This window comes from Sinomonas sp. RB5 (assembly GCF_054063535.1).
In genome coordinates this window covers 1-24,826 of sequence record NZ_JBSSGJ010000009.1, presented here as the reverse complement: position 1 = coordinate 24,826, position 24,826 = coordinate 1, and the positions used below count along the sequence as shown (strand labels likewise).

General features: G+C 70.7%; 30 protein-coding genes. 17 read left to right on the top strand and 13 right to left on the bottom strand.

Going from position 1 to position 24,826, the window contains the following annotated elements:
- Positions 1-18: 18 nt before the first annotated feature.
- Positions 19-618, bottom strand: coding sequence for a TetR/AcrR family transcriptional regulator (locus ACVWWH_RS11820; protein ID WP_457316711.1), 600 nt, complete (start codon positions 616-618; stop codon positions 19-21).
- Between the two features lie 121 nt (positions 619-739).
- On the opposite strand from ACVWWH_RS11820, the gene ACVWWH_RS11815 reads away from it, so the two are divergent.
- The 3 genes from ACVWWH_RS11815 to ACVWWH_RS11805 are packed head-to-tail and all read left to right on the top strand — an operon-like array spanning position 740 to position 2,561.
- Positions 740-1,354 carry a DUF6230 family protein gene (locus ACVWWH_RS11815; RefSeq protein ID WP_447419387.1) on the top strand — a complete coding sequence of 205 codons (615 nt, stop codon included), beginning with the start codon at positions 740-742 and terminating at the stop codon, positions 1,352-1,354.
- A complete protein-coding gene (locus tag ACVWWH_RS11810) occupies positions 1,345-1,791 on the top strand; it encodes a DUF6114 domain-containing protein (protein WP_447419386.1) in 447 nt (148 codons plus the stop codon). Before ACVWWH_RS11815 ends, ACVWWH_RS11810 begins: the two co-directional genes overlap by 10 nt.
- Before the next feature lie 2 nt (positions 1,792-1,793).
- Positions 1,794-2,561: a hypothetical protein gene (locus ACVWWH_RS11805; protein ID WP_457316710.1), complete on the top strand. Its 768-nt coding sequence runs from the start codon at positions 1,794-1,796 to the stop codon at positions 2,559-2,561.
- 2 nt (positions 2,562-2,563) lie between these two features.
- On the opposite strand, the gene ACVWWH_RS11800 is transcribed toward ACVWWH_RS11805, so the two are convergent.
- Complete coding sequence (locus tag ACVWWH_RS11800; RefSeq protein WP_457316709.1) at positions 2,564-2,803, bottom strand: putative acetyltransferase; 240 nt, start codon at positions 2,801-2,803, stop codon at positions 2,564-2,566.
- Between the two features lie 116 nt (positions 2,804-2,919).
- Here ACVWWH_RS11800 and fdxA point away from each other — a divergent pair, with 116 nt between their 5' ends.
- The 3 genes from fdxA (at position 2,920) to ACVWWH_RS11785 (ending at position 5,812) form a co-directional block, all read left to right on the top strand.
- Positions 2,920-3,246, top strand: a complete 327-nt coding sequence (gene fdxA / locus ACVWWH_RS11795) for a ferredoxin (protein WP_066499004.1) — start codon at positions 2,920-2,922, stop codon at positions 3,244-3,246.
- A 2-nt stretch (positions 3,247-3,248) separates the two neighbouring features.
- Entirely contained in the window at positions 3,249-4,403 is a 1,155-nt protein-coding gene (gene dapC, locus ACVWWH_RS11790) for a succinyldiaminopimelate transaminase (RefSeq protein WP_457316708.1), read from the top strand.
- A gap of 125 nt (positions 4,404-4,528) precedes the next feature.
- The gene (locus ACVWWH_RS11785; RefSeq protein ID WP_457316707.1) at positions 4,529-5,812 is read left to right on the top strand and encodes a citrate synthase; all 1,284 of its coding nucleotides are present in this window, start codon (positions 4,529-4,531) and stop codon (positions 5,810-5,812) included.
- Positions 5,813-6,093: 281 nt separating this feature from the next.
- Here ACVWWH_RS11785 and galE read toward each other — a convergent pair whose 3' ends face one another.
- A complete protein-coding gene (gene galE, locus ACVWWH_RS11780) occupies positions 6,094-7,110 on the bottom strand; it encodes a UDP-glucose 4-epimerase GalE (protein ID WP_457316706.1) in 1,017 nt (338 codons plus the stop codon).
- 101 nt (positions 7,111-7,211) lie between these two features.
- Here galE and ACVWWH_RS11775 point away from each other — a divergent pair, with 101 nt between their 5' ends.
- On the top strand, positions 7,212-7,838 hold the full coding sequence (locus tag ACVWWH_RS11775; protein WP_066498997.1) for a TetR/AcrR family transcriptional regulator: 627 nt from the start codon (positions 7,212-7,214) through the stop codon (positions 7,836-7,838).
- Between the two features lie 29 nt (positions 7,839-7,867).
- Positions 7,868-8,479 (top strand): hypothetical protein, encoded by a 612-nt coding sequence (locus ACVWWH_RS11770; RefSeq protein WP_457316705.1) that lies wholly within the window; start codon positions 7,868-7,870, stop codon positions 8,477-8,479.
- Positions 8,480-8,489: 10 nt separating this feature from the next.
- Here ACVWWH_RS11770 and ACVWWH_RS11765 read toward each other — a convergent pair whose 3' ends face one another.
- Complete coding sequence (locus tag ACVWWH_RS11765; RefSeq protein ID WP_457316704.1) at positions 8,490-9,338, bottom strand: hypothetical protein; 849 nt, start codon at positions 9,336-9,338, stop codon at positions 8,490-8,492.
- A 78-nt stretch (positions 9,339-9,416) separates the two neighbouring features.
- Entirely contained in the window at positions 9,417-10,433 is a 1,017-nt protein-coding gene (dapD, locus tag ACVWWH_RS11760; RefSeq protein WP_066498991.1) for a 2,3,4,5-tetrahydropyridine-2,6-dicarboxylate N-succinyltransferase, read from the bottom strand.
- 70 nt (positions 10,434-10,503) lie between these two features.
- Between dapD and dapE the strand changes: the two genes are divergently transcribed.
- A complete protein-coding gene (gene dapE / locus ACVWWH_RS11755; RefSeq protein WP_457316703.1) occupies positions 10,504-11,658 on the top strand; it encodes a succinyl-diaminopimelate desuccinylase in 1,155 nt (384 codons plus the stop codon).
- 124 nt (positions 11,659-11,782) lie between these two features.
- Here the strand turns inward: dapE and ACVWWH_RS11750 are convergent, their stop codons facing one another.
- From ACVWWH_RS11750 to ACVWWH_RS11735, 4 genes are all read right to left on the bottom strand, one after another.
- Entirely contained in the window at positions 11,783-12,655 is an 873-nt protein-coding gene (locus tag ACVWWH_RS11750; RefSeq protein ID WP_447419377.1) for an amino acid ABC transporter permease, read from the bottom strand.
- Positions 12,652-13,299, bottom strand: coding sequence for an amino acid ABC transporter permease (locus ACVWWH_RS11745; RefSeq protein WP_066498983.1), 648 nt, complete (start codon positions 13,297-13,299; stop codon positions 12,652-12,654). Before ACVWWH_RS11745 ends, ACVWWH_RS11750 begins: the two co-directional genes overlap by 4 nt.
- Before the next feature lie 67 nt (positions 13,300-13,366).
- Positions 13,367-14,272, bottom strand: coding sequence for a glutamate ABC transporter substrate-binding protein (locus ACVWWH_RS11740; RefSeq protein ID WP_447419376.1), 906 nt, complete (start codon positions 14,270-14,272; stop codon positions 13,367-13,369).
- Between the two features lie 62 nt (positions 14,273-14,334).
- A complete protein-coding gene (locus ACVWWH_RS11735; protein ID WP_447419375.1) occupies positions 14,335-15,090 on the bottom strand; it encodes an amino acid ABC transporter ATP-binding protein in 756 nt (251 codons plus the stop codon).
- A gap of 91 nt (positions 15,091-15,181) precedes the next feature.
- Here ACVWWH_RS11735 and ACVWWH_RS11730 point away from each other — a divergent pair, with 91 nt between their 5' ends.
- The 4 genes from ACVWWH_RS11730 to ACVWWH_RS11715 all read left to right on the top strand — a co-directional run bounded on the left by ACVWWH_RS11730 (position 15,182) and on the right by ACVWWH_RS11715 (position 17,951).
- Positions 15,182-16,057: an LOG family protein gene (locus ACVWWH_RS11730; RefSeq protein WP_447419374.1), complete on the top strand. Its 876-nt coding sequence runs from the start codon at positions 15,182-15,184 to the stop codon at positions 16,055-16,057.
- Positions 16,054-16,416 carry a DivIVA domain-containing protein gene (locus tag ACVWWH_RS11725; RefSeq protein ID WP_447419373.1) on the top strand — a complete coding sequence of 121 codons (363 nt, stop codon included), beginning with the start codon at positions 16,054-16,056 and terminating at the stop codon, positions 16,414-16,416. Before ACVWWH_RS11730 ends, ACVWWH_RS11725 begins: the two co-directional genes overlap by 4 nt.
- Positions 16,406-17,671 (top strand): hypothetical protein, encoded by a 1,266-nt coding sequence (locus ACVWWH_RS11720; RefSeq protein WP_457316702.1) that lies wholly within the window; start codon positions 16,406-16,408, stop codon positions 17,669-17,671. Before ACVWWH_RS11725 ends, ACVWWH_RS11720 begins: the two co-directional genes overlap by 11 nt.
- Before the next feature lie 112 nt (positions 17,672-17,783).
- On the top strand, positions 17,784-17,951 hold the full coding sequence (locus tag ACVWWH_RS11715; RefSeq protein ID WP_084249520.1) for a DUF3117 domain-containing protein: 168 nt from the start codon (positions 17,784-17,786) through the stop codon (positions 17,949-17,951).
- Positions 17,952-18,049: 98 nt separating this feature from the next.
- Here ACVWWH_RS11715 and ACVWWH_RS11710 read toward each other — a convergent pair whose 3' ends face one another.
- Positions 18,050-18,685, bottom strand: coding sequence for an O-methyltransferase (locus tag ACVWWH_RS11710; protein ID WP_457316701.1), 636 nt, complete (start codon positions 18,683-18,685; stop codon positions 18,050-18,052).
- Positions 18,686-18,859: 174 nt separating this feature from the next.
- On the opposite strand from ACVWWH_RS11710, the gene sigE reads away from it, so the two are divergent.
- Genes sigE through ACVWWH_RS11695 form a run of 3 tightly spaced genes read left to right on the top strand, consistent with a single transcriptional unit; the run spans position 18,860 to position 20,479 of the window.
- Positions 18,860-19,501 (top strand): RNA polymerase sigma factor SigE, encoded by a 642-nt coding sequence (sigE, locus tag ACVWWH_RS11705; RefSeq protein WP_457316700.1) that lies wholly within the window; start codon positions 18,860-18,862, stop codon positions 19,499-19,501.
- A 9-nt stretch (positions 19,502-19,510) separates the two neighbouring features.
- The gene (locus tag ACVWWH_RS11700) at positions 19,511-20,026 is read left to right on the top strand and encodes a hypothetical protein (RefSeq protein ID WP_457316699.1); all 516 of its coding nucleotides are present in this window, start codon (positions 19,511-19,513) and stop codon (positions 20,024-20,026) included.
- Positions 20,027-20,083: 57 nt separating this feature from the next.
- The gene (locus tag ACVWWH_RS11695) at positions 20,084-20,479 is read left to right on the top strand and encodes a twin-arginine translocase TatA/TatE family subunit (RefSeq protein ID WP_457316698.1); all 396 of its coding nucleotides are present in this window, start codon (positions 20,084-20,086) and stop codon (positions 20,477-20,479) included.
- A 25-nt stretch (positions 20,480-20,504) separates the two neighbouring features.
- On the opposite strand, the gene ACVWWH_RS11690 is transcribed toward ACVWWH_RS11695, so the two are convergent.
- From ACVWWH_RS11690 to ACVWWH_RS11680, 3 genes are read right to left on the bottom strand one after another with little or no spacing between them, the layout of a single operon-like run.
- A complete protein-coding gene (locus tag ACVWWH_RS11690) occupies positions 20,505-21,623 on the bottom strand; it encodes an Mrp/NBP35 family ATP-binding protein (protein ID WP_457316697.1) in 1,119 nt (372 codons plus the stop codon).
- Positions 21,620-22,225 (bottom strand): DUF1003 domain-containing protein, encoded by a 606-nt coding sequence (locus ACVWWH_RS11685; RefSeq protein WP_457316696.1) that lies wholly within the window; start codon positions 22,223-22,225, stop codon positions 21,620-21,622. Before ACVWWH_RS11685 ends, ACVWWH_RS11690 begins: the two co-directional genes overlap by 4 nt.
- Positions 22,218-23,495: a magnesium transporter MgtE N-terminal domain-containing protein gene (locus ACVWWH_RS11680; RefSeq protein WP_066498954.1), complete on the bottom strand. Its 1,278-nt coding sequence runs from the start codon at positions 23,493-23,495 to the stop codon at positions 22,218-22,220. The genes ACVWWH_RS11685 and ACVWWH_RS11680 overlap by 8 nt, the downstream gene beginning before the upstream one ends.
- 86 nt (positions 23,496-23,581) lie before the next feature.
- Here ACVWWH_RS11680 and ACVWWH_RS11675 point away from each other — a divergent pair, with 86 nt between their 5' ends.
- On the top strand, positions 23,582-24,682 hold the full coding sequence (locus tag ACVWWH_RS11675) for a general stress protein (RefSeq protein ID WP_457316695.1): 1,101 nt from the start codon (positions 23,582-23,584) through the stop codon (positions 24,680-24,682).
- The last annotated feature ends 144 nt before the right edge of the window (positions 24,683-24,826 follow it).

The following is a 24,826-nucleotide window of genomic DNA, read 5'->3' as shown; positions in this document are numbered from 1 at the left end:
CTTCCGGCGCCGGGGCCGTCAGAGCCTCTGGTCGCGGACCGCGTTGACCATGCCGTGCAGGGAGGCCTCCAGGAACCGCACCACGTCGTCGGCACCCGTGTCCCGCTCGATCGCGAGGCTGACCAGGGTCTCCTCGGCGAAGGCGACCCAGGACCGCAGCGCGATGCGGAGCACCGCGGTGTCCGCGAGGCCCAGCTCGATGAAGGAATCCGACAGGCGTTCGGCGTTCAGCTCCCGTGACTCGTCCACGATCTTCCGGACCGCCGGGTCCCCACTGGCGGTGCCCCTGACCAGCGAGTAGAAGGTGCCGCGGTGCTCCTGCACAAACACGGTGATCCTCAGCAGCGTGTCCCGGATCCGCTCGCGCGGCGCGAGGTCCTGGCGGGGAGCGCTCGCGACGAGCAGGCTGTCCCGCGCCGTCGTCACCACCGCGAGGTGCATGCCCTGGCGGGTCTCGAAGTAGTGGAACACCAGCGGGCGCGACACGCCGGCCCTCCGGGCCAGCTCGTCCATCGTCAGCTCGTCCAGCGTGTGGTCGATCAGGAAGTTCACTCCGACCGCGACGAGCTGCGCCCTCCGGTCCTGGGGGCTGAGGCGGGCGCGGTGCGGTTCGGACACAGAAGAAAGTCTACTGACTTGCGGAAAGGCACCCCGGACGCCTATTGACTAGTGGTCAATAGGCTCGGTATCTTCGTCCAAGTTCCCGCCGCTCGGGGTGGGCCCTGTTCCAGGAGGATCAATGAAGTTCCCCGTCTCGCAGCGCGTCCGCAGGATGCGCGCCTCCCACGCTGGCCGCATCGTCCTCGTCGCGGTGCCCGCTGCGCTCGCCGCCTCGCTCCTGATGGGAGGCGTTGCCGAGGGTGCGGTGCCGGTCTCCTTCGCCGTGTCCGGCAGCCAGTTCCAGATCGGCGCCTCCAAGCTCAACGGAACCGGGTTCTCCCAGTACGCCGGCGTCGCCAAGGACACCGAGGGCAAGGAGCACGCCGTCGCGATCGCCAACATCAAGAGCGCCACGCTCTCTGACCTGTGCCAGGCCGTGGTCACGGAGACCCCGCTGGGCAAGGTGGGCGTGCTGATCAAGGCCGGCGGCGGCGGCAACCCCGCCTCGGCCTCCGACCTGCAGATCGGGATGACCGGGCTGAAGGGCGATGCGGCCTTCGGCAACATCCGCATCGGCGTGGACGCCTCGACGGTCAACACGGCTGCGAAGGGCTCGGCCGGCGACTTCGCGCAGGACTCCGGCAGCATCTCCATCACGAACCTGCAGCAGACGGCCTGGAGCACGCAGGCTTCGGTGTTCACCCTGACCGGGATGAGCATGCAGCTGACGGATGGGTCCAAGGGATGCTTCTGAGCCGTCGCGCCGCGATGACCACGGACCAGGGCATCCCCGTGCAGCCCGTGACCGGCGAGGCCCCCGGACGGACCCGCAGATTCCGGGAGTGGCGCCGGAGTCGGCCGTTCGTCGGCGGCCTGCTGGCCGCGCTCGGCGGGGTGGAGATGTTCTTCTCCGGGCAGCTCGACCTCGGCCACCTGCACATCCAGCTCGGGATCGAAGGACTCCAGGCCACCGTCATCCCGATCGCGCTGGTGCTGCTGGGCGTCCTGTCGGTCACCATGCCGGCGCACCACGTGTTCTACGGGGTCTTGACCCTCGTGGTCGCGATCTACTCCCTCGTCGGGGTGAACATGGGCGGCTTCATCGTCGGCATGCTCCTCGCGGGAGCAGGCGGGGTACTGGTCGTCGCGTGGATGGGCCCGGGAGTGACGCGAGGAAAGAGAGCAGAGTGACCATGCGCCGCACCCGCGCCGTGGCCGCCGTCCTGACCGGCTCGGTCCTGGCGCTGCCCTTCACCCTCGGCGCCGCACGGGCCCCGGACAGCGTTCCGACGGCGCTGTGCGTGCCGCTCCTAGTCTCCTGCCCCACCTCGACGCCGAGCCCGTCGGCGCCGGCGCCGGGCTCTCCGACCCAGGCCCCGGCCGTCCCCGGGCTCCCGGCCCTGCCCGGCACCCTGCTGCCGGGCACGGGGGCGAGCCCCAGCCTCCCGGCGGTTCCCGGCGGGGGACCGACGTCCAGCCCCAGCTCGACCGCGACCCCCGACCCGACGTCCACCGCGCCGGTGGCGGCGCCGCGGGACAGCGGGACGCCGATCTTCACCAAGACCCCGGCCTCCATGGGCTCGCAGAGCATCTCGTTCACTGGGCTGAGCTCGGTCGGCATCGTCACCGTGCCGACCGCCGACGGCAGCGGCGAACGCGTGCTGAAGATCACGGCGGACTCGATCACCATCACGGGGTTCTCGCTCACAGTGCGGCACGCGAACGGCCCCGGCCTCGTCACCTCCGCGGACAAGATGGTGCTCAGCGGGCATGTCAGCGTGTACCTGGGATCGGCCACCGCGACGACCTCCAACGGGCGCAGCCTGGCGCTCGGCACCGACACGCCTCCACCGCTCGACGACGTGGCACCCGGCCTGCTGAGGGTCACCATGGGCCTGGTCGGTGCCACGGCGGACTCGATCAGCTACACCAACACCAACCAGCGGATGGTGCAGCCCTAGCCTTAGCCTTCCTGCGGCCGCCGCCCGCGGCGTTCCGGCGCGGGCGGGACCGGCTTCGCCGCCACCACGTCGCCGAGGCGCACGACGGCGGTGCCGCGCCTTGTGCGCACGGTGACGGCATCGCCGTCGGCCGCCACCAGATCCCCCAGCGCATCGCTGAATCCGCCCGGCACCCTGGCCCGCACGACCACGCGCGTGCCGAGCGGGAGGGAACGGAGGAGGTCCGCCGGGGTGGAAGGCATGCTCCATCGTAGGCGCGGGGCGGGGTGGCCCCGTGTGACGTTGGAGTGGCGGCGGCCGGGCGAGAGATAATAGGCTCAATCGGCCCGGTAGTAGTGGCGGAAGAGAGGGTGGCACCGTGACATACGTGATCGCACAGCCGTGCGTGGATGTGAAGGACAAGGCCTGCGTCGAGGAGTGTCCCGTCGACTGCATCTACGAGGGCGAGCGGTCCCTGTACATCCACCCCGACGAGTGCGTCGACTGCGGCGCGTGCGAGCCGGTGTGCCCGGTCGAGGCCATCTACTACGAGGACGACGTCCCGGACGAGTGGAGCGACTACTACAAGGCCAATGTCGAGTTCTTCGACGACCTCGGCTCGCCCGGCGGCGCCGCGAAGCTCGGCAACACCCACAAGGACCATCCCCTCGTGGCGGCCCTGCCGCCGCAGAGCGCCGACAGCTGAGCGTGCGGAACCGCCCCAGCTCTACGAGGCAGTTCGGCCTCGACCTGCCCGACTACCCGTGGGAGGCCATGGCGCCCTACCGGGCGACGGCGGCCGAGCACCCCGGCGGCGTGGTCAACCTCTCGATCGGCACGCCCGTCGATCCCACCCCCGAGGTGGTGCAGGAGGCGCTGCGCGCCGCCGCCGACGCCCCCGGCTACCCGACCGTGCACGGCACGATCGCGCTGCGTGAGGCCGTCGTCGAGTGGTTCGCCCGCCGTCGCGGCGTGACGGGGCTGGACGAGCAGGCCGTGATGCCCACGGTCGGCTCGAAGGAGCTCGTGGCCTGGCTGCCGTTCCTGCTCGGGCTCGGCGAGGGCGACGTCGTCGTCCGGCCCACCGTCGCCTACCCGACCTACGACATCGGCGCGCGCCTCGCCGGCGCCACGGCGGTCGCCGCGGACAGCCTCGACGAGCTCGACGGGGCCACCCGGGCCCGGGTCCGCCTCGTCTGGGTCAACTCGCCCGGCAACCCCACCGGGTCGGTGCGGGATGCCGCCCAGCTGCGCGACGTCGTCGACCGTGCCCGCGAGCTCGGCGCCGTCGTCGCCTCCGACGAGTGCTACGCGGAGCTCGGCTGGGGCGCGTGGGACGTGCAGCGCGGCGGCGAGCCCGTTCCGTCCGTGCTGGACCCCCGGGTGAGCGGCGGCGACCTGACGGGCCTGCTCAGCGTGTACTCGCTGAGCAAGCAGTCCAACCTCGCCGGCTACCGCGCGGCGTTCGTTGCCGGCGCCCCGGAGCTCATGCCCAACCTCGTCAACAGCCGCAAGCACGCCGGCATGATCATGCCGTACCCCGTGCAGGAGGCCATGCGCGTGGCCCTCGGCGACGAGGCGCACGTCCTCGCCCAGAAGGACCTCTACCGGTCCCGGCGCGAACGGCTCCTGCCTGCCCTCGAGGCGTTCGGCCTCACGCTCTCGCACTCGGAAGCCGGCCTCTACCTGTGGTGCACCGCGGGGGAGGACACCTGGACGACCGTGGGCCGGCTCGCCGGCCTCGGCATCGTCGTCGGCCCCGGCGTGTTCTACGGGGAGGCCGGCCAGGGGTTCGTCCGCGTGGCCCTCACGGGCAGCGACGAGCGCATCGACGCGGCTGTCGAGAGGCTCACCGAGCGCTAGCGGTCAGGGGCCCCGGCACCGTCCCCGGGGCCCGTCCGGGACCACCGGACCGCCGGTATCAATTAGTCCGGAGAAGGATCTCGGAGTAGCTTTAGAGGGTTGCGAGCTACCCATGAAGGGGAACCATGACTGAGATGAATGGCGCCGTCCTGCGCCACGAAGGGGGAGAGCTCCCGCTTCCCCGCATCGCCGCCGTCGAGGGAAATGACGGCTATGACGTCTCGAAGCTGCTGAAGGAGACGGGCGCCGTCACCTTCGACCCGGGCTTCATGAACACCGCAGCCACGACTTCCGCGATCACGTTCATCGACGGCGATGAGGGCATCCTCCGCTACCGTGGCTACCCGATCGAGCAGCTGGCACAGCACTCGAGCTTCCTGGAGGTCTCCTACCTCCTCATCTACGGGAACCTCCCGACGCCGGCCGAGCTCGACGCGTTCGACCAGCGCATCCGCCGGCACACCCTGCTGCATGAGGAGCTCAAGAGCTTCTTCGCCGGGTTCCCGCGGGACGCGCACCCGATGCCCGTGCTCTCCTCGGCCGTTTCCGCGCTGTCGACGTTCTACCAGGACTCGCTGGACCCGTTCAACGAGGAGCAGGTGGAGCTCTCCACCATCCGCCTCATGGCGAAGCTGCCGGTCATCGCGGCGTACGCCCACAAGAAGTCCATCGGGCAGCCCCTGCTGTACCCGGACAACTCCATGAACCTCGTGGAGAACTTCCTGCGCCTCTCCTTCGGGCTGCCCGCCGAGCCCTACGAGCTCGACCCGCTCGTGGTCAAGGCCCTCGACCTCCTGCTCGTGCTGCACGCGGACCACGAGCAGAACTGCTCGACCTCGACCGTGCGCCTCGTCGGCTCCGCGAACGCGAACATGTTCGCCTCCGTCTCGGCCGGCATCAACGCGCTCTTCGGCCCGCTCCACGGCGGCGCCAACGAGGCCGTGCTGAACATGCTGCGCCGCATCCAGGCCGACGGCATCAAGCCCGAGGACTTCATGGAGAAGGTCAAGAACAAGGAGGACGGCGTCCGGCTCATGGGCTTCGGGCACCGTGTCTACAAGAACTACGACCCGCGCGCCAAGATCATCAAGGCGACCGCGCACGAGATCCTCGGCAAGCTCGGCGGCAACGACCAGCTCCTCGAGATCGCGATGCGCCTCGAGGAGAAGGCCCTCGCGGACGACTACTTCATCCAGCGAAAGCTCTACCCGAACGTGGACTTCTACACGGGCCTCATCTACAAGGCGATGGGCTTCCCGGAGAAGATGTTCACGGTGCTCTTCGCGATCGGCCGCCTGCCGGGCTGGATCGCCCAGTGGCGCGAGATGATCAAGGATCCGCAGACCAAGATCGGGCGCCCGCGCCAGCTCTACGTGGGCGAGGCGCACCGGGACTACCCCGCGCGCTGACCCTTCCCCCCCGCCCCGCTCCCGCCCTCCGCGCCCGCCCCGGCCCACCGCCCGTTTCGGGTACGCATCTCGTCGGGATTCGGGGGTTTCGGGTACGACGACGGCCGGTGCCTTCCGCTGGAAGGCGCCGGCCGTCGTCGTATGTGCCGGAATGCGAGCCGAGCCCTGGTGGATCCGCGAGCAGGGCGCGGTTCACGAGCGGAAGCCGCGCCGCTCCTCGTACCCGAAACGGGTTATGGGCGACGAGATGCGTACCCGAAACGGTTCGGAGCCGGGGCCGGTCAGGAGGCCTGGTAGCCCATCGGGTTGTTCTTCTGCCAGCGCCAGTGGTCCTCGCACATCTGCTCGATGGTCCTCGAGGTCGACCAGCCGAGGTCGGCGTGGGCGGCGGAGGCGTCGGCCCAGAAGGCCGGGAGGTCGCCGGCGCGGCGGGGTGCGATCTCGTAGGGGATCGGCTCGCCCACGGCCTTCTCGAAGGCGTGGTGCATCTCGAGCACGCTGGTGCCCGTTCCGGAGCCGAGGTTCCACCGGTGCACGCCGTCGTGGTCGCCGAGGTAGTCCAGGGCGGCGGCGTGGCCCTCGGCGAGGTCGACGACGTGGATGAAGTCGCGCTGGCACGTGCCGTCCGGCGTGTCGTAGTCGCCGCCGAACACCATGAGCTTCTCGCGCCGGCCCACCGCGACCTGCGCGATGAAGGGGACGAGGTTGTTCGGGATGCCCTGCGGGTCCTCGCCGATGCGGCCGGAGGGGTGTGCGCCGACCGGGTTGAAGTAGCGCAGCAGTGCTATGCGCCACGTCGGATCGGAGGCGCCGAGGTCGGTGAGGATGTCCTCGATCTGCTCCTTGGTGCGCCCGTAGGGGTTCATGGCGCCGATCTCCATCGACTCCACGTACGGGATGGGGTTGCGGTCGCCGTAGACCGTGGCGGAGGAGGAGAAGACGATGGTGCGCACGCCGCGGCGCTCCATGACCCGCAGGAGCGCGATCGTGCCGGCGACGTTGTTGAAGTAGTAGTCGAGGGGGATCTGCGCCGACTCGCCGACGGCCTTCAGGCCGGCGAAGTGGATGACGGCCTCGGGGGAGTGCTCGGCGAAGACCGTGTCCAGGGCGTCCTCGTCCGTGATGTCTGCCTGGACGAAGGCGGCTTCGCGCCCGGCCAGCTCCCCGACGCGCCGGAGCGCTTCGGGGCTCGAGTTGGACAGATTGTCGACCGCCACCACGTCGTGCCCGGCCACCAGGAGGGTCAGGACCGTGTGGGAGCCGATGTAGCCGGTGCCGCCGGTGACGAGGATGCGCATGCGCCCATCCTATCGAGATCCCCGAACATTACTGGGCCGAAGACGGTGCCCCGGACCGCGCCCCGAGGCGCGCGGACGCACAAGTGTGCTAGGAACAGGGGGTGCCCAGAAACGTGGACGCGGCCCTGCGCCGCCAGGAGATCGTGGAGGCGGTCAAGAGGATCGTCATCGCGGACGGACTGGGGCGCGTCTCGCTGCGGGAGGTCGCGGCCGAGGCTGGCCTTGTCGTCGGCTCCGTGCGGCACTACTTCGGCTCGTCGGCGGAACTCGCGGCCCATGCGTTCGATGCGGTTACCGACAGTGTGCTCGGCCGGCTCGAGGCCGCCGGGGCCGCCGCGCACGGGACGGCGGAGGACGGGTGTGTGGCACAGCTGTGCCAGCTCCTGCCGCTCGACGAGGCGCGGGCCGTGGACCTGTGCGTGTGGACCGAGTTCAAGCTCGCGGCCCGCACCCGGCCCGAGCTGGAACCCCCGGCGGAGCGGAGCCACCGTGCCGTCGCGGCGGCGCTGGGCCGCGCGCTGGTGCGGCTGTGTCCCGCGCTCGCGCAGGAGGACCTCGTCCGGGAGGCCGAGCGGCTCCTGGCCACGGTCGAGGGCCTCGGCCTGCACGCCATGCTGCACGGCAGGTGGCTCGATGCCGACCTGTGCACGGAGGTGGTCCGGGCCCAGGTCGCCAGCGTCGGACTCGCCGGTGCCGGGGCCGCGGGTGCCGCGGCGGGAATACACTGAGAGAAGACCGGCAAGGAAGCGAATAACCCATGCACCACACCGGAGGACCCGGCTGGCGGATCACGATGGACACGTCCGGCCCCCTGCTTCTCGCGCTCTACCTGAAGGACCACGCGGGGCTCACAGGGGCCGGGATGCCCCCGGTGGCCCCTGCGCAGCCCCGGGTCCGCGAGGCAGACCATCACCAGCTCATGCAGCACGTGGGCGGCCTCCCTGCCCTCCGGCGCGAGTGGGAGGCCTGGTGGCAGCACCTCATCGAGAACCACCCCGAGATGAGCCCCGCAGTCGAGCCGCCCGAGTTCCCTGCCTTCGGCACGACCCCGGCCCTGCAGCGGTCCCTCCAGGCCCACTTCGGGGCGGCGCTCACCTGGGCGCGCGAGCGGCGGGCTGAGTACGAGCGTCTCGAGAAGGAGCGCGAGGCCAGCGATGCGACCTCGGTGCTGCGGGAGATCGTCGAGGAGCGCCAGCTCGAGGTGGGCCCGTCTGCCAGGGACTTCACCCTCACGATCATCGAGCTCCCGCTGTCCGAGGACCGGGCGTGGCTCGTCAATGCGGACAAGGTCATCATGAGCCAGGGGCTTCTCGAGGACCGCGAGGCGTTCAGGAGCTACCTCACGCCGGTCGTCGAAATCCTCGTCTGAGAGCCCGGCGTCAGGGCGCGGCGGCCACCGTCACGGTCACGGTGCCATCGGGCGCGGCCGAGTCGGTCCAGCCCTTGTTCCCGTCCCGGATCCAGCTGTGTCCCGAGCAGTCGACCTGGGTGATCGCCAGCGCCTTGGCGTTGGCCACCGCCCACTGCGCCACCGACCAGCCCTGCGTGCCCTGCGCCCGCACGGTGACCGTGCGGCCGCCGGCCGTCGCGGGCAGCGCGCCGAAGGCCCGCGTGAGCTGGGACTTGACGGCGGAGGGGTCGCCCGCGGCGTCCGGCTTGCGGAGGGTGCAGGTCAGCGCTGCCTGCGACTGGCCCGTCAGCGCCGAGGCGAAGGCGCGGCCCGTGTCCTCGTGCTGGGCGTACGCCTCGGGGAAGCCGGAGCGCTGGACCTTCTGCGCGGCCTCCGTGATGGACAGGTCCTGGTAGCCGCTGATCTTGACCAGCCCGTCGTAGAACGCGTTCGTCGCGTACTCCGGGTCCATGATCTGCGCCTCGGTGCCCCAGCCCTGGGAGGGGCGCTGCTGGAAGAGGCCCCGGGAGTCCGGGCCGGCGCTGTCGCCGTAGCTGAGATTGCGCAGCTTGGACTCCTGCAGGGCCGTCGCGATCGCGATCGTCGCGGCCCGGGGCGGCAGGCCGCGGCGCACCGAGATGGCGGCGATGAGCGAGGCATTCGCCGTCTGGTCGGTGGCGAGCTGCTGCGGGGAGTCGCCGAGCGGCGCCGTGCAGCCCTCCACGATGGGCTTGTCGTTGCGGTTCAGCACGAGTGAGGTGATGTAGATCCCCACGCCGGCCAGTGCGAGGGCCACGAGGACGGTGAGCGTGCGCCGCAGTCTGCGGGCGTTGGCCATCCGGCGACTCCTTGCTGTGGGCGTGGGGACACAGGCGGCCCAGCGACGTGCGCGGGCCGCCCCAGGACGCGGGGAGCGTCAGTTGGCGTGCAGGGCCTCGTTGAGCTCGACCGTCTGGCCGTTGCGGGGGAGCGCCTCGACCTGGCCGGTCGTCGAGTTGCGGCGGAACAGGAGGTTCGACTGGCCGGAGAGCTCGACGGCCTTGACGACCTTCTCCGCGTTCTCGCCGAACGCGTCCTTGAAGCCGCCGATCCGCACGCGGGTGCCGGCCGTCACGTACAGTCCGGCCTCCACCACGGAATCGTCGCCGATCGAGATGCCCACGCCCGAATTGGCGCCGAGGAGCACGCGCTCGCCGAGCGCAATCCGCTCGCGGCCGCCGCCGGAGAGCGTGCCCATGATGGACGCGCCCCCGCCCACATCCGTCCCGTCGCCCACGACGACGCCCGCGGAGATGCGGCCCTCGACCATGGAGGTGCCCAGCGTGCCGGCGTTGAAGTTGACGAAGCCCTCGTGCATCACCGTGGTCCCCTCGGCGAGGTGGGCGCCGAGGCGGACGCGGTCGGCGTCGGCGATCCGGACCCCGGACGGCACGACGTAGTCGACCATGCGCGGGAACTTGTCCACGCCGAAGACCGTGACCGCGCCGCGGCGCCGCAGACGGGCGCGCGTGGCCTCGAAGCCGGCCGGGTGGCACGGGCCGAAGTTGGTCCACACGACGTTCGGCAGCTTGCCGAACAGGCCGTCGAGGTTGACCGTGTTCGGGCGCACGAGCCGGTGGGAGAGCAGGTGGAGGCGCAGGTAGGCGTCCGCGGTGTCGGCCGGAGCCTGGTCGAGGTCGATCTGGACGAAGACCACCTTGGTCTGCGTGCTCCGATCGGCGTCGGCCCCGTTCTCCGCGGCGTCCACGAGCTCGGCCGGCGCGGCGTCGACGACGGCGTCCGCGAGGTGCTCGGCGGCCTCTCCGAGCGCAGGGGCGGGGAACCAGACGTCGAGCACGGTGGCCTCATCGGCTCCGGTCGCAGAGGTGGCCACGTGGATGGTGGCGAGGCCGAAGCCGTGGGCAGCGCGGGGTGCGGCAGGGGTCTCAGTCATGGTTCCCAGTCTATCGGCGGCCGCGCCCGCGGTCCGCACCGCAGGGGGTGCCAGAAACTATGCTGGGCGGGTGACTTCACCAGCCTCCGCGGACCTTGACCTGACGCAGGACGTCGCCCTCCTCACCGCCGCGCTCATCGATGCCAACAGCGTGTCGGGCGAGGAGACGGCCCTCGCGGACGCGATCGAGCGCGCGCTGCGCGCCCAGACGTCGCTGTCCGTCGTGCGCGACGGCGACGCGATCGTTGCCCGCTCCGGGCTCGGCCGCAGCGAGCGGGTCATCCTCGCCGGGCACATCGACACCGTTCCGCTCCCCACCGTTGACGGTGCACGGGGAACCGTGCCGTCGTCGTGGGACGGGGAGCCGGGGGAGGGGACGCTGTGGGGGCGCGGCGCGACCGACATGAAGGGAGGCGTGGCGGTCCAGCTCGCCCTCGCCGCCCGCCTGTTCCCCGCCGCCGGGACGCACGACGCCGGCGCCTCGCCTGCCACACCCGCGTCGGCCGCCCGGGACGTCACCTTCGTGTTCTACGACCACGAGGAGGTGGAGGCCTCGAAGAGCGGGCTGGGACGGCTCGCGGCCAACCACCCCGACCTGCTGGCCGGCGACTTCGCGATCCTCCTCGAGCCCACCAACGGGACGGTGGAGGGCGGCTGCAACGGCACGCTGCGTGTCGAGGCGACGACGGTGGGCGAGGCGGCGCACTCAGCGCGCGCCTGGATGGGCCGGAACGCGATCCACGCGGCCGCCCCCATCCTCGCCCGTCTCGCCGACTACTCTCCGGCGACCGTGACCGTGGACGGGCTCGACTACCGGGAGAGTCTCAACGCCGTGGGGATCTCCGGCGGGACGGCGGGGAACGTGATCCCCGACCGCTGCACCGTCACCATCAACTACCGCTTCGCGCCGGACAAGGGGATCGAGGAGGCCGAGGCTGCGGTGCGGACCCTCCTGGAGGGCTTCGAGGTGGTCCGCACCGATGGCGCTCCTGGTGCCCGGCCGGGCCTGAACCACCCCGCGGCGGCGGCGTTCGTCGCCGTCGTGGGCCGCGACCCGCTGCCCAAGTACGGGTGGACGGACGTGGCGAGGTTCTCCCAGCTCGGGGTGCCGGCGGTCAACTTCGGTCCCGGGGACGCGCTGCTGGCCCACAAGGACGACGAGCGGGTCGAGGCGGCGGCCATCAGGGAGTGCCTCGCCTCCCTCGAGGCCTGGCTCCGGGCCTGAAGCCGTCAGGGAGCCGTTAAAGCCGTCTGGGAGTCACGTCCTGGAAGTCACCTCCAGCGGGTGGACCGCAGGAGGTGACTCCCAGAAGGTGACTCCCAGAAGGTGACTCCCAGAAGGGGCCGGCTCAGATCTGCGCTGCGGCGTCCTGCGCTGCCACCATGGCCGTGCCCTTGCGTCCGCCGGACACGCGCGGGCTCCGGCGCAGGCGGCTCTCCGCGAACTTCGCGAGGCCCGAGAGGATCAGGCACATGCCCACGTAGAGCACGCCGGCCACGATCGCCGCGGGGACGATCGGCGAGCCGTACTGTGCCTGCGAGCCGAAGTACTTGGCCTGGAACAGGATCTCGTTGTAGGTGACGATGAAGCCGAGGGCGGTGTCCTTGAGCGTCACGACGAGCTGGGAGATGATCACCGGCAGCATCGAGCGCACGGCCTGCGGCAGCAGGATGGACTGCATCACCTGGGACTTGCGCATGCCGATCGCGAAGCCTGCCTCGCGCTGGCCCTTGGGGAGGGCCTCGATGCCCGCGCGGAACACCTCGGCGAGCACCGAGCCGTTGTAGAGGATCAGCGCGACGACCACGGCCACGAACGGCGGCCAGTTCACGTGGAAGAGCGGCGGGAGCCCGTAGTAGATCATCATCATGAGGATCAGGACGGGGATCGCGCGGAAGAGCTCGGTGAACCAGTGGAACGGCCGGGACACCCAGACGCGGTCGGAGAGCCTGCCGATGGCCAGCACGATGCCGAGCACGAGGCTCCCCACGGCCGCCACCGCGAACGCGGAGAGCGTCGCGCCCACGGCGTTGAGGAGGGTCCGCTGGACGAGCGGGAACGTGAAGATCTTCCACTTCGCGGCGCTGAACTGGCCGGTCTCCGCGAAGCGCCACACGATGAAGCCGAGGATGGCGAGGATCACGAGCGTGCCCACAACCCCGAGCACGAGGTGGCGGGTACGGGCCTTGCGGCCCGGGGCGTCGTAGAGGACGGAGCTCATCGGGCCACCTTCCACTTCTTCTCGAAGTAGCGCTGGAGCTGGGCGAGGATCAGGACGAGGATCACGAAGAACAGGGCCACCCAGAGCAGGCCCTCCATCGCGGGATAGCCGCGCTCGGAGAGGTTCGCCCGGATCGCGCCGGCCTCGGCGACCGAGAAGCCTGCGGCCACGGTCGTGTTCTTCAGAAGGGCAATGAGGACGCTGAAGAGCGGCGGCAGCACCGAGCGGAAGGCCTGGGGCAGGATCACGAGCGTGAGGGTCTGGGTGAACGGCAGGCCGATGGCGCGTGCGGCCTCGGCCTGGCCCACGGGGACCGTATTGATGCCGGAGCGAAGCACCTCGGCCACATAGGTCGCGGTGTAGAGGCTCAGGCCGATGGTCGCGGCGGTCATGAAGTCGATCTCCGGGAGGCCGAGCTTCGGGTACCCGAGCGCGAAGAAGAACAGCACGAGGGTCAGCGGCGTGTTGCGGATGACGTTGACGTACAGGGTCCCGAAGGCCCGCAGGGCCGGCACGGGGGAGACACGCATGGCGCCCACGATCGTTCCGAGGATCAGGGCGAACAGCCCGGAGACCACGAACAGGATGACCGTGTTCTTGAATCCGGTGGTGAAGAGGTCGAGATTGTCGAGCAGGGTGCTCACGGCAGCCTTCGCTTTCTAGCCGAAACGGCGGTGGGCGGGGCGCCGAACGCCCCGCCCACCGTGCCTGTCAGTAGTTGTCGACGGCGGGCTGTGAGACCTTCGTGCCCGACTTGCCGAGCGTCGAGTCGTAGATCTTCTGCCACGTGTCCTTGCCGTTGGTCAGCGTGTCATTGAAGAACTTCCGCAGCGCCGTGTCGCCCTTGGGCAGGCCGATGCCGTACTTCTCGGTCGTGAACGGCTGGCCGACCACCTTGAGGGTGTCCGGCTCCTGGGCGGCGTAGCCGAGGAGGATGGCCTGGTCGGTCGTGACGGCGTCCGTCTGGCCGTTCTTGAGGGCCTCGACGCACTGCGAGTACGTGTCGAATTCCGTGGTCTTGGTCTGCGGAAAGTTCGCCTTGATGTTCTGGATCGGCGTCGAACCCGTCGCCGAGCAGACGTTCTTGCCCGCGAGGTCCTTCTCGCTGTTGATCGTCGTGTTGTCCTTCTTCACCAGCAGGCCCTGGCCGGTGACGAAGTACGGGCCGGCGAAGTCGACGAGCTTCTTGCGCTTGTCGGTGATGGAGTACGTGCCGACGTAGAAGTTGATGTCGCCGTTTTGGATGGCGGACTCGCGGTTGGCCGAGGGGATCGGCTTGAACTCGATCTTGTCCGTGCCGTAGCCCAGCGAGGCGGCCATCCACTTGGCGATCTCGATGTCGAAGCCGCTGTACTCGCCGGTGGCCGCGTCCTTGAACCCGAGCCCGGGCTGGTCCTGCTTGACGCCGATCGTCACCTTGCCGGCCGACTTGATCTTGTCGAAGGTCGGGCTGCCGGAGAGGGAGACGTTGGTGGCGACCTTGTACGGGGCGGCGGAGGCGGAGGAGCCGTCGCCGGAGCCGCCGGAGCCGCCGGATCCGCCACAGGCGGACAGGGTGAGTGCGAGGGCCGCCGTGGCGGCAGTCAGCACGGCCTTCTTGGTGCGGAAGAGTGCCATGGTGGAGCGTTCCTTTCTTCTCGGGCCGTCGTGGCCCGGGTGCAGGCGGAAGTGATGGAGGGTCAGTGGGTGAGCAGCTTGGAGAGGAAGTCCTTCGCGCGGCTGCTCTGCGGGTTCGTGAAGAACTCCTCGGGCTTGGCCTGCTCGACGATCTGGCCGTCAGCCATGAAGACGACGCGGTCCGCGGCCTTGCGCGCGAACCCCATCTCGTGGGTCACGACAATCATCGTCATGCCCTCCTTCGCCAGCTGCACCATGACGTCGAGCACCTCATTGATCATCTCGGGGTCCAGCGCCGAGGTGGGCTCGTCGAACAGCATGACCTTGGGCTTCATTGCCAGGGCCCGCGCGATGGCCACGCGCTGCTGCTGGCCGCCGGAGAGCTGGGCGGGCAGCTTCGGGGCCTGATGCCCCACGCCGACCCGCTCGAGGAGTGCCATGGCCTCCTTCTCGGCGGTGGCCTTGTCCACACCCTTGACCTTCATCGGGCCGAGGGTGACGTTCTCGAGGATCGTCTTGTGGGCGAAGAGGTTGAAGGACTGGAACACCATGCCGACGTCCGCCCGCAGGCGGGCGAGCTCCTTCCCCTCCTCGGGGAGCTTCTTGCCGTCGATGAAGATCTCGCCGTCCTCGATCGTCTCGAGGCGGTTGATCGCGCGGCACAGCGTCGACTTGCCAGAGCCCGAGGGGCCGATGACCACCACGACCTCGCCCTTGCTGACGTCCAGATCGATGTTCTGGAGCACGTGGAGCTGGCCGTAATGCTTGTTCACGCCCTTGACAGAGACGAGCGCAGTCGCCGATGTGTCGGTAGTCATAGGGAAAATGTATCGGACAATGAACAGTGCGGCGCGACCGCCTCCGACCGCATGCCTGAATCGTGATTGAAGCGAGACTAGCCTTGGGTGCATGAGCACCGAATCCCAGCCGGGCAGCGAGCCGGGCGCCGCGCAGACCCCCGCACGCAACGGAGGCCACGTCCCGTGGCGGCGGAAGGGCCCGATCGAGCTGCGCAGGCGCCAGACGCAGCAGGGCACCGCGGACCAGCATCTCCTCGACACCAAGGGGGCCGGCCGCTTCGTCCACACCGATCCCTGGCGGGTGATGCGGATCCAGAGCGAGTTCGTCGAGGGCTTCGGCGCTCTCGCGGAGCTGGGGCCGGCGGTGAGCGTCTTCGGCTCTGCCCGCACCAAGCCCGGCACCGCCTACTACGAGACCGGGGTGGCCATCGGGCGGCTGCTCGCCGAGTCCGGAGTGGCCGTCATCACCGGAGGCGGCCCGGGCTCGATGGAGGCGGCGAACCGCGGCGCGGTCGAGGGATCGGGCACGTCCGTGGGACTCGGGATCGAGCTGCCCTTCGAGACAGGCCTCAACTCGTGGGTCGACCTCGGGGTGAACTTCCGCTACTTCTTCGCGCGCAAGACGATGTTCGTCAAGTACGCCCACGGCTTCATCGTGCTCCCGGGCGGGCTCGGCACCCTCGATGAGCTGTTCGAGGCCATGGTGCTGGTCCAGACGGGCAAGGTGACGCAGTTCCCGATCGTCCTGGTGGGCTCCGAGTTCTGGAATCCGCTCGTCGACTGGATCCGCGCGACCCTCGTGGGCGAGGGCATGATCTCCGAGTCGGACCTCGACCTCATCGCCGTGGTGGATGACCCGGAGACCGCGGTGGACCACGTGCTCAGGGGCCTCGGCGCCGTGGAGCGCCGCGGGGGCATGTTCGGCAACGCCGATCCCGACTTCGACGAGGACCCGGACATCGAGGGCACGGCGGAGGGCGCGTGAGCTTCTTCCTCGTCTTCGTCGCGATCGTCCTGGCCGGGGGACTCGCGTGGTTCGCCGTCGACGTCGGCCGCGCCTCCTCGGCCCGGCGGCCCGGAGCGGAGGGCAGCGGCGCGACGGCGCCCGCACCTCGGGGGCTCGAGGAACCCCCGACAGGGCTTCCGCCGGTCTACCTGCCCGAGCATCCCAACCCCGAGGACGTGGACGCCGTCCGGTTCGCGCTCGCGTTCCGCGGCTACCGCATGGACCAGGTCGACGAGGTGCTCGCGCGGCTGCGGGACCGGATCGGCGTCCAGGCCGCCCTCATCCACGCGCTCACCGAGCAGCTCAAGTCCGCGAGGGAGCCCCGTGATGATGACTGACGCGATGACGGGCGTCGAGGACAGCCCGGCCACCGCCCGGCCGAGCGCCCTCCACCGCGCCCTGGCCGGCCTGGTGCGCGCCGGCGCGGCCCGTTTCGGGGGGCTGCCGTGGTGGGTGCAGGTCGTGGCGGTGTACGCCGTGAGCCGGGTGGTCAGCTTCTGCATCATCTCCGCGGCAGCGCTCCAGCAGGGCCACAACCCGTGGTTCCCGGCGCAGCCGGACTACTGGCACTTCGTGCAGATCTGGGACTCGGAGTGGTACGGCCGGATCGTCCAGAACAGCTACCCGTCCACGCTCCCGCACACGCCGACCGGGGCCGTGAAGGAGAACGCATGGGCGTTCTACCCGGTGTACCCGCTGGTCATCCGCGCCCTCAGCAGCGTCTCGGGCCTGCCGTGGCAGGCCTGGGCGCAGATCGTCGCCCTGGTCGCCGGGTTCGCTGCCGCCCTGGTCCTCTACCGGCTGTTCCGGCTGCGCGCCGGCCATGACACGGCGCTGTGGGGCGTGGCGTTCGTGGCGTTCTTCCCGGTCTCGGCCATCCTGCAGATCCCGTACGCGGAGTCCCTCGGGCTCCTGTTCCTCGCCTGGGCACTCCTGTGGGTCGTCGAGCGCCGCTACCTCGCCGCGATGCCCGTGGTCGCCGTCATGGCCCTCACCCGGCCCGTCGGCGTGCCGTTCGCGCTCATGCTCGCCGCCGTCTTCCTGGTGCGGCTGGTGCGGTGCCGCAGGGAGGGCACGACGGCGGGCGAGCTGGCGCGGCTGGGGGCCCTCACCGTCGTCGGAGGTGCTGCAGCCGCGGCCTGGCCGGCCATCGCGTGGGCGGTGACGGGAGTCCCGGACGCCTACACGACCACGGAAGCGGTGTGGAGGGGCCAGGACCTGGTGCCGTTCCTGCCGTGGTTCGACACGGGCCAGTACCTCTTCGGCCCGGTCATGGGGCCGATCGCCCCGTTCGTCCTGGTGGTGCTGGGCGCCCTCTACCTCACGAGCGCCCACGTGCGCCGCGTGGGTCTCGAGATGCAGCTGTGGTGCGCCGCCTATGCGCTCTACCTGCTGGCGTTCCTCTACCCCCAGACGAGCACGTTCCGGATGATGCTGCCGCTGGTCCCGCTGGCGCTCGCGGCGGCCGGGCTGTCCCGCTCGCGTGCCTACCGGTGGACGGCGCTCGTGATGTTCGTGCTGCTGCAGATCGTCTGGGTCGTGTGGCTGTGGGTCTGGTTCCCGCTTCCGAGCGGTGGCGACTGGGCACCGTAGGGCCCCGTGCGATCGGCACGCCCGTTCCGGTCGCTCGCGGGTGCAAGGGGGGCCGGCTGGTAATGTTGTCAGCAGCACATCGTGCGGATGACCGACTGGAGGGGAAGAGCACATGGCAGCCATGAAACCGCGTACCGGGGACGGGCCGATGGAGGTCACCAAGGAGGGCCGGAGCCTGATCATGCGGGTGCCCCTCGAGGGTGGCGGTCGGCTGGTCGTCGAGCTCAACGCCGATGAGGCTGCCGAGCTGCGGGAGTGCCTCGTCGGCGTCACCCAGTAGGGTCGCCGAACGGCCGAGGAACGTTCAAGGGCCGGTCCCAGGGGACCGGCCCTTTGTCGTGCCCGGAGCCTCCGCCTTCGCCGGGCCGCCGGAGTGCATCACGCCCCCCGCGCCGCCACGATGAGCCCGTCGCCCGTCGGCAGGATCGCGGTGGTCAGGCGCTCGTCCGCGCGGAGGGCCCGGTGGAGCTCGCGCAGGCGGACCGTGGTGGGCTCGCGGTGGGCAGGATTGGAGACGCGGTCGCGGTCGAGGGCGTCATTGACGATGAGCAGCCCGCCGGGACGCAGGAGCCTGATCCCCTGCTCTGCATACAGGAGCGCGTTGGGCTTGTCGGCGTCGATGAAGACGAGGTCGTACGCGCCGTCGGTGAGGCGGGGGAGGACCGCGGCGGCCCGCCCCGGGATGGTGCGCACCCGGCTCGTGAGCAGGCCGGCCTCCGCGAAGGCCTCGCGCGCGGCCTTGAGGTGCTCCACGTCCCGGTCGATCGTCGTGAACACGGCATGGGACGCCAGACCCCTGAGGATGCACAGCCCCGAGACGCCGGCGCCCGAGCCGACCTCCACGGCGGCATGCGCCTTCGACGACGCGGCGAGCACTGTCAGCACCGCGCCGACCCCGGCGCTCACGGCCGTCACGCCCAGGTCGTAGGAGCGCTCCCGGGCCCGGTCCATCACGATGTCCTCGGACGCGAACGCCTCGGTATAGGACCAGCTGGTGGACTTGTCGGAGGTCATGCCTGCTTTCGCCTCAGTTTCGCTTCACGCGGGGACTCCGCGGTGACGGGGGAGCTGATCAAGCCTATCGTCCCGGGAGCCTGTACGCTGGCGGCGGAACGCCGAGCCAACTCCCAGCCTGCGCTGGAAGAATGGGGTTCCGATCACCAACGGAGCGAAGGCAGGTGCGTGGACGTGTCAGCTGGATCGGCTGCGGCCACCCAGGCCCACGACGGGCAGGCCCCAGAGGGCCAGACCCCAGAAGGCCAGCCCTGGGTCCCCCCGACGTGGGAAGAGGTGGTAGCCCAGCACTCCGCGAAGGTGTACCGGCTCGCCTACCGTCTCACCGGCAACCAGCACGACGCCGAGGACCTCACGCAGGAGGTCTTCGTGCGGGTGTTCCGTTCGCTGGAGAACTTCAAGCCCGGCACGCTCGACGGCTGGCTGCACCGCATCACCACGAACCTGTTCCTCGACCAGGCCCGCCGCAAGGGCCGCATCCGCTTCGATGCCCTCGCCGAGGACGCGGAGTCCCGCCTACCCGGGCGGGAGCCCGGGCCGGAGCGCAGCTACGAGATGAACAACCTGGACCTCGACGTCCAGGCTGCCCTCGAGGAGCTCCCGCCGGACTTCCGCGCCGCCGTGGTGCTCTGCGACCTCGAAGGCCTCTCGTACGACGAGGTGGCCGATGCCCTGGGCGTGAAGCTCGGCACGGTCCGCAGCCGGATCCATCGGGGCAGGACGCTCCTGCGCGAGAAGCTGGCGCACCGCGACCCCCGACGGAGTTCCGCGAAGAAGCGCCTCGCGCTCCCGCGTGTGGCCCGCGGCACGCGCTGAGGCGGCCGGATGGGCATGCCACGCTGGAGCAGCCTGCTCCCCGATGACCACCCCGCCTCCGGCGACCACGTCCGCGGCTGTCCGGACTGCCGGGGACGGCTCGAGACCGAGCGCCGCTACCTCGCGTCCCTGAGGCAGGTGCAGGTTCCGAACGCCTCCGATGCCCTGCAGGAGCGGCTCCTCGAACGCACCCAGTACCTCGCCGCCCAGGCCGAGCTGGCAGAGCGGGCGGCCCCGCGGTCCCGGGCCCGGTGCGCTGTGCGCCTCGGTCTCACGGCCCTGGCGGGCGCGGCCGCGTGCGCCGCTGCGCTCGCGGTGACCGCCTACGCCGTGGCCGGCGATCCCGCCTCCCGCCCGGCCGCCGGCAACGGCGCCGCTGCGCTGGTGCGGACGGCACCCGGCGGAGGGCCCGCAGTGCGCCCCGCACCGGGTGCCACGGCCCAGACCGCTGCCCACTCCGATGACCCCCTCGACCGGCTGGGGCGCGGGCTCCTGGTGGTCGTCGGCGCCTCCGGACGCCCCTGACAGAAGGCTCCCCGCTGGAATCGCTGGCCCGCTCGGGCAGAAGGTAGTGTTGCACGCGTGTTCGGAATCAACGGCCCGGAATTCCTCATCCTGCTGGTCATCGGCATCCTCGTGATCGGCCCCAAGCGGCTGCCCGAATACACCCAGAAGCTCGCCAACATCGTCAAGGAGCTGCGCCGCATGGCCGCCGGGGCGAAGGAGCAGCTCAAGGAGGAAACCGGAGTCGACCTCAGCGAGGTGGACTGGCGCAAGTACGATCCCCGCCAGTACGACCCCCGCAAGATCATCCGGGACGCGCTGCTCGACGACGACGCCCCCAGCGCCACGCCGGCTCCCGCGCCCGCCCTGGCTGCGGCCGCCGGCGCCACCGCTGCCGCCGCCAGCGTTCCCGCCCCGCTTGTGGAGCGCCTCCAGGCGGGGGAGAAGGCCCCGTTCGACTCCGAGGCGACCTGACGGCCAAGCCTCGGATGGGCGGGCCTCAGACGGCTGGGGTCACGCCCAGACGGCGTCCTGACAAGTTGCGGGGCACCGCGGCCAGGCGGTCCGCGATGGTGCGCAGGGCCACGGCCGCCGGGGAGCCCGGATCGCTGAGGACAATCGGGGTGCCGGCATCGCCGCCCGCGCGCAGCCCTACGTCCAGCGGCACCTGGCCCAGCAGTGGGACCGGGGTGCCGAGCGCCGCGGTCAGCCGTTCGGCCACCCGCTGCCCGCCGCCGGAGCCGAAGACCTCCATCACGGTCCCGTCCGGGAGCGTCAGGCCCGCCATGTTCTCGATCACGCCCGCGACCCTCTGACCGGTCTGCGCCGACACCGTCCCCGCCCGCTCGGCGACCTCCGCCGCGGCCGTCTGCGGCGTGGTCACGACGAGCAGCTCGGCGTTCGGCAGCAGCTGCGAGACCGAGATGGCCACGTCCCCGGTGCCCGGGGGCAGGTCGAGGAAGAGGACATCGAGGTCACCGAAGTACACGTCGCCGAGGAACTGCTCGAGCGCGCGGTGCAGCATGGGTCCGCGCCACACCACGGGCTGGTTGCCCTGGACGAACATGCCGATCGAGATCACCTTCACGCCGTGCGCGAGAGGAGGCAGGATCATGTCGTCCACCTGGGTGGGCGTGCCCGTGGTCCCGAGCAGGCCGGGCACTGAGAAGCCGTGCACATCCGCGTCGACGATCCCGACCCGCAGCCCGCGCGCGGCGAGCTCGCACGCGAGGTTCACGGTGACCGATGACTTGCCCACGCCGCCCTTGCCGCTTGCGACGGCGAAGACCTTGGTCAGCGAGTCCGGCCGGCTGAAGGGGATGCCCCGCCCGGGGCGGAGGCGCTCCTTGAGCTCCTTGCGCTGCTCGGGGGTCATCACGTCGAGGTCGACGGCGGTCTCCTCCACGCCGGGGACGGAACGGAGCGCGGCGGTCACATCCTGCTCGATGGTGCCCCGGAGCGGACACCCCGCGATGGTGAGGAGCACGCCCACGGTGACCCGGCCGCCGTCGACCGTCACCGAGCGAAGCATGCCGAGCTCGTCGATGGGCCGGCGCAGCTCCGGATCGAGGACGCCGTGCAGGGCCGCGCGGACGGCCTCCTCGGACACGCGGCTCATTCGGCGACCCCGCTTTCGCGCACCCGGGGGATGTGCTGCGTCCGGGGGCCGCGCTGGCGGCGGTCCCTGCGGGCCTTGGCCCCTTCGGACCGATCCTCGACGTCCGGCTCGTCCTGGTCGGCGGAGAGGTCCTCGAGGAGGGAGCGCAGCTCGCCGCGCACGAAGTCGCGGGTCGCCACCTCGCGCAGGGCGAGGCGCAGCGACGCGAGCTCCCGCGTCAGGTACTCGGTGTCGGCGAGGCTGCGCTCGTTGCGCGAACGGTCCTGCTCGATCTGGACCCGGTCCCGGTCATCCTGCCGGTTCTGCGCCAGGAGGATCAGGGGTGCGGCGTACGAGGCCTGGAGCGAGAGCAGGAGGGTGAGCAGGGTGTAGTTCAGCGACCGCGGGTCGAACTGCATCGTCTCGGGGGCAAAGGTGTTCCAGCCCAGCCAGACCACGCAGAACAGCGTCATGTAGAGCAGGAAGCGCGGCGTCCCCATGTAGCGGGCGAAGCTCTCGGCGAAGCGGCCGAAGGCATCCGGGTCGGGACTGAGGCGGGGGAGGAGCCTGCTTCGCTGCTCGAGGGGTGTGTCCAGACCGGGCAGCTTGCGGGGCTCAGCCAAAGCGTCCTCCGAACTTCTTCACAGGCTCGCCGTCCTCGTGCACGCGCCAGTCGTCGGGCAGGAGGTGATCGAGGAGGTCGTCGACGGTCACCGCCCCCACAAGACGGCCGTCCGCGTTGACTACGGCCAGCGAATTGAGGTTGTACTGGGCCATCGTGCGGGCCACATCGCTGATCGAGTCGAGGTCCTTCATCGGCTCGAGGTTCTTGTCCACGATCGAGCCGAGCTGCTCGGGCGGCGCGCTGCGCAGGAGCTGCTGGATGTGCACCGTGCCGAGGTAGCGGCCCGTGGGTGTCTCGAGCGGCGGCCGGCAGATGAAGATCGCGGAGGCCAGGGCAGGGCTCAGCTCCTCGCGCCGCACGTGGGCCAGCGCCTCGGCGACGGTCGCCTCGGGGGGCAGGATCACCGGGACGGGCGTCATGACGGAGCCGGCGGTGCCCTCGTCGTACTGCAGGAGGCGGCGGACGTCCTCGGCATCCTCGGGCTCCATGAGCTGGAGCAGCTCCTCGGCCTTCTCGGCGGGGAGGTCCGCGAGGAGGTCGGCGGCGTCGTCCGGATCCATCTCCTCGAGCACGTCCGCGGCACGCTCGAGGTCGAGGGCCGAGAGGATCTCCACCTGGTCGTCCTCGGGGAGCTCCTGGAGCACATCGGCGAGGCGCTCGTCCTGCAGCTCGGCGACGACCTCGAAGCGCCGCTGGTCGCTCATCTCCTGCATGGCGTCGGCGAAGTCCGCCGGCTTGAGGTCCTCGTGCGTGGCGAGGAACTGCGCGGCGCCGCGGGCCAGCCCGGCCGCGTGCCGCGTGTCCTCCCAGTCGACGAGGACCGTCTCGCCGCGCCGGAGGCTCCGGAGGCCGCGTCCGGGCATGAGGCGGCGGACGAAGAGCTTGCTCACGAGCCAGTCGCCGTTGCGCTGCTGGTCCATCGCGAGGTCCTCGATCGCGGCCTGGCTGCCGTCCTCGACGAGGACCACGTGCCGGTCGAACATGTCGCCCAGCACGAGCTGTTCCGCGCCGCGCTGCTCGAACCGGCGCAGGTTGATCAGCCCGGTCGTGATGATCTGGGACTGGTCCATGCTGGTCACGCGCGTCATCGGCACGAACACCCGGCGCTTGCCCGGAACTTCGACGACGATCCCCACCGCCTGCGGGGGGCGGCCGCCGCGGGGAAGGACGACGACGTCGCGCAGCCGCCCGACCCTGTCTCCGGCAGGGTCGAAGACGTCGAGGCCGAGCAGCCTGGCGACGAAGACACGGGTGGGGGTCCAACTCACCCGTCTAGGCTACTCCAGAGCAATCTCACCGCTCACTCTGAGCGGAAAGCGGCACGCCGTGCAGCAAGACGGGTAAGAATAGGGACATGTCCAACATGTTCGGTTCCGCCAAGCCCGCTGACGAGGCCCGCACCCTCCCGCAGGGCGAAACCGTCGGTTCCTATACCTCCTACCTGGATGCACAGAAGGCGGTGGACTACCTCGCGGACCAGCAGTTCCCCGTCGAGCTGGTCGCCATCGTCGGCAACGACCTCAAGCTCGTCGAGCGGGTGACGGGGCGGCTGAGCTACCCGCGTGTCGCGCTCAACGGAGCCCTCAGCGGCATGTGGTTCGGCCTCTTCGTGGGGGTGCTGCTCTCCTTCTTCACTCCGAACGGCAGCTACTTCTCCATCATCACCTCGGTGCTCATGGGTGCTGCCTTCTTCATGCTCTTCGGCATCGTCACGTACGCGATGCAGCGCGGCAAGCGCGACTTCACCTCCACGAGCCAGGTCATTGCGAGCAACTACGACGTCGTGGTGGGCCACGAGGTGGCCCACGAGGCACGCCGGCTCCTCGCCCAGCTGCCCATGGGGCAGGGCATGGCCCACGGCGGCTGGGGCCACGGCGGCTACAGCCAGGGCCAGTCCGGGCAGGGAGGCCAGTACGGGCAAGGAGGCCAGTACGGGCAAGGAGGCCAGTACGGCCAGCACGGGCAGGACTGGGGCCAGGGCGGCGGCTACCACCAGGGCGGCCAGGGCCATCAGGGCTACGGCGACCAGGGCTACGGCCAGCAGTGGCAGCCCCCGCAGCAGGAGGAGCCGAAGCGCCCCACCGGCTGGACGGACCCGTACGGGGTGAACGCCGGGCAGCCCGCGGGCCAGCCGGGGCAGCCCCAGGCGCAGCAGCCCCCGCAGCCCGCACCCGAGTCGCGTCCGGGCATCCACGACCTGCCTGACGGGCGCCCGCAGTACGGGATCCGCATCGAGCCGGAGCACACCCAGCAGCACCAGGGCGCAGTGCCCGCCCACGGCGCCGGGGGGCAGGAGGCCCACGGTGGCCAGGAGGCCCAGGGCGACCAGGAATCCCAGGGTCACCAGGAGTCCCACGGCTCCCACGCCCTCGGCGAGGGGGCCGCCGGCGAGCAGGAGGCCCGCGACGACGAGGGCCGGCCGCGGCACGACGGCGACTCCCGCCAGGGCGAGTAGCGCGCCCCAGCGCACCGCGCACCGACAACAGGGGGCGCCGCCCGGCAGATGAACTGGTCCCCGAGAGTTGGACTGGTGAAGTGAAAGTCTAGGCTGCGAGGGCCTGGGCCCGGTATCGGACCGGGCTCAGGCCCTCGAGCTTTG